The organism is Marinobacter sp., assembly GCF_052094685.1.
GTDB lineage: Bacteria > Pseudomonadota > Gammaproteobacteria > Pseudomonadales > Oleiphilaceae > Marinobacter.
The window spans coordinates 1-3022 of the sequence record NZ_JBQDKB010000172.1 but is presented as its reverse complement, the minus strand read 5'-3'; the positions used below and the strand labels follow the sequence as shown (position 1 = coordinate 3022).

Genomic DNA, 3022 nt, shown 5'->3' with positions numbered 1-3022 from the left:
CAAAGCTGAGTTTAATTGATAATAAATGAGCGAATTAACCGAACGTTACACTAGGCCACCATTTCTGCTTTTAGTGCATCAATAATGATTTGCGCGAAATCTTCGGGAGAGTCTTCCTGCAAGAAATGGCCCCCGCGCAAGATGAGATGTGGCTGTCCCAGTGCGCCTGGGATGCGGCGCTGCATATAGCGGTCGCCGCCCCGGGTTATGGGGTCGCCGCTGCTGAAGCAGGTGATAAAGGGCTTACGCCATTGCTCCAGAACTTTCCATGCGGCTTTGTTGGCGTCGCTTGCGGGGTCGTCTGGGGATATGGGCACCAATTTGGGGAAAGCGCGTGCGCCAGCCTTATACTCTGTTGAAGGAAAGGGTGCCTCGTACGCCGCCAACTCGTGTTTGTTCAGTGTGCGCTCCGTGCCCAGTTGCACAATCCGGCCTACGGGAAACCAGGGGCTGTGAGTCGCAAAAGCCTTCCACACACTGAATGCTGCAGGCGCGCGGGTTTCGCCCGTTGGCAGCATGCCGTTGCCAACAATAATTCGCTGGAATCGATCCGGAAGCTCTGCCGCAAGTCGCAAGCCAAGAAGCGACCCCCAGTTCTGGCAAACCAAGGTTATATTTCTGAGATCTAGAGCTTCCAGCCAATGGGTAAGCCACGCAATGTGGCGATCGTAGCTGTAATCGTCCATGGCGGCCGGCTTGTCGGATTTGCCGAAGCCCACAAGATCTGGCGCCAATACTCTGTGCCCTGCAGCGGCGACAAGAGGAATCATGTGACGGTACAGGTAAGACCATGAGGGTTCGCCGTGGAGCATTAATACGGGCGAAGCACCGACTGAGCCCTCGTCAACATAATGCATCCGAAGGCCAGGTTCGACATCTAAATAATGAGGAGCAAAAGGGTAGTCCGGAAGACCCGCGAAGCGGGTATCGTCGGTTCTCAGAATACGCATGCCATCGACTGTCCTAACTGATTGGTTGCGCGATTGTTGCGGGTTTGCCGTTTCCGGAACCGTTACAGCAATCTTCAGCCGTTAGGATAAATCAGTTCACGGCTTGGTGTGTTTGAGTTGCGTAACAGAGCGTAGTGGCTTTGAATCAGGAATTGCCAGGATCGCCAGAAGGCCTGCGGTTGGAGCGCTTATCTTCCCAGTTGAGATCTTTGGGATCGTACCAGCCAATGGCGCTGAGAACTTTTTCACGTGTTGCCACAGACAGTGTTGGCCAGAGTTCCTGAAAGTCATCCAGCCCCTGATCCCGTAACCGCTGCTGCTTGCTCTGGAGACGGTTGGTAATCCGGGGCAATTGCAGAGCCTCGCCGAGCTGCCCGGGCACCAGAACTTCCTGGCCCAGAACTTTCCGGCGGTGTGTCCTGGCGGCGAGAACCCGGCGCAGTTCCGCCGCAGCGTCTAGAGCAGTTTCTGTGGTAAAAATTTCCAGTTCCAACGCTATGACCTGTTTAATAGCTGACCAATAACCGTTCACTATAACCTGAAGCATGCGTCAGTGGCCATGTGGGCGTGTTAGGCTAGTGCGCGACTGAATTTGACTGGGATAAAACGGAAATATGTACGCAAAACTTGAGACACGAACCTTCCTTGCCATGCTGGTGGGAGTATCTCTGGCTTTCGTGTTTCTCATGAAGCCTTTTTTTGGGCCCATTTTTTGGGCTATCGCCATTGCGCTGATTTTTCATCCATTTCAGATGTTTTTGGTGCGCCGGCTGGGTGAGCGCCCAAACGTGAACGCGCTGATTACCTTAACGGTATGCATGCTGATTGTGGTGATTCCGGTGCTGGTGCTGGTGACTTCGTTGGTGGCCGAGGGGCTGGGCATTTATCAGCAGATTCAGGATGGAGAAATAAGGCCTGGCGAGTATATAGATCAGGTGAACAAATCTTTCCCTGCCATACAGGCGTTCTTGGCGCAGTTTGATATCAATTTTAGTGAAATCCGTGATCGAGTGGTCAGCCTGTTTGTGGGTGGCAGTCAGTTTCTTGCCAAGCAGGCTTTGGGTGTTGGTCAGAACACCTTCCAGTTTTTCCTTGGGCTGGCCCTGATGGTGTATCTGGCGTTCTTCCTGCTGCGCGACGGTAACAAGTTGGTTGACCTGCTGATCCGCGCCCTCCCACTCGGAGATGAGCGGGAGCGTTTGTTGTTTGCCAAGTTTGCCGAAGTAACCCGTGCAACGGTTAAAGGTAACTTACTGATTGCCATCATTCAGGGTGCCTTGGGTGGCATTATTTTTTGGACTCTCGGTATTGGCGGGGCGCTGTTGTGGGGTGTGGTGATGGCCATCTTTTCGCTGCTGCCTGCTGTGGGTGCAGCCCTGGTATGGGTACCTGCTGCAATTTATCTGGCCGCTGTGGGCCATGTGGTTCAAGCAGTGATACTCACGATATTTGGCGTAGTGGTGATAGGGCTTGCAGATAATCTGCTTCGGCCAATTTTGGTTGGTCGGGACACTAAGCTGCCGGATTACATTGTGCTGCTATCCACTTTGGGCGGCATCGCCATGTTTGGTATTAATGGATTTGTGATGGGCCCGCTGGTCGCCGCACTGTTTATGGCGTTCTGGGGAATTTTTATCCGGGAATTCAGCGAAGAGTCTCAAAGAGTCGACGATGCGGGCGATGATGTCAGTTGAGGCGACATAAGACAAAAGTATGCTAGGCTTTTAAAAAAATTCGCCCCAGCCTGTGGAGATGGGCACCACACAACAAAAAAGAAACGGATATCGATGAGATATCAGGAGCAACGCAGGTGAGTATCAAAAAAAACGCGACTACCCCTTTGGGTCGCATAGCGCTCGCATTCGGTACCGTAGCAGTACTGGGTTTCGCGCCCGCGGCATTCGCCGATGAGTCGGTTGCACTCAAGAATGCATTGTACGGCGCTGGGTACAATATTACCGGTGTCGGCTCTGGAATGGATGATGCCACCCGGTCTGAATTGTCTCGTTTCCAGAAAGACAATGGGCTTCAGGCTAACGGGATTTTGGATGAATCAACAAAAAAAGCGCTAG

4 protein-coding genes are annotated in these 3022 nt (G+C 52.8%); 2 read left to right on the top strand and 2 right to left on the bottom strand.

The window, feature by feature from the left end; translation table 11 throughout:
* Positions 1–50: 50 nt before the first annotated feature.
* Positions 51–950, bottom strand: coding sequence for a haloalkane dehalogenase (locus ACTH3S_RS18260; protein ID WP_441810428.1), 900 nt, complete (start codon positions 948–950; stop codon positions 51–53).
* Between the two features lie 145 nt (positions 951–1095).
* Positions 1096–1497, bottom strand: a complete 402-nt coding sequence (locus ACTH3S_RS18255; protein WP_441810427.1) for a hypothetical protein — start codon at positions 1495–1497, stop codon at positions 1096–1098.
* A gap of 67 nt (positions 1498–1564) precedes the next feature.
* Here ACTH3S_RS18255 and ACTH3S_RS18250 point away from each other — a divergent pair, with 67 nt between their 5' ends.
* Together ACTH3S_RS18250 and ACTH3S_RS18245 are read left to right on the top strand one after the other, a co-directional pair.
* Positions 1565–2644, top strand: a complete 1080-nt coding sequence (locus tag ACTH3S_RS18250) for an AI-2E family transporter (protein ID WP_441810426.1) — start codon at positions 1565–1567, stop codon at positions 2642–2644.
* A 116-nt stretch (positions 2645–2760) separates the two neighbouring features.
* Positions 2761–3022 (top strand): peptidoglycan-binding domain-containing protein (locus ACTH3S_RS18245; RefSeq protein WP_441810425.1); only part of this gene is annotated, 262 nt, incomplete at its 3' end.

What these genes read in the sequence shown, in the direction of transcription:
- ACTH3S_RS18260 (WP_441810428.1), bottom strand. Translation starts at nt 950, where the DNA reads ATGCGTATTCTGAGAACCGACGATACCCGCTTCGCGGGTCTTCCGGAC.
- ACTH3S_RS18255 (WP_441810427.1), bottom strand. Translation starts at nt 1,497, where the DNA reads ATGCTTCAGGTTATAGTGAACGGTTATTGGTCAGCTATTAAACAGGTC.
- ACTH3S_RS18250 (WP_441810426.1), top strand. Translation starts at nt 1,565, where the DNA reads ATGTACGCAAAACTTGAGACACGAACCTTCCTTGCCATGCTGGTGGGA.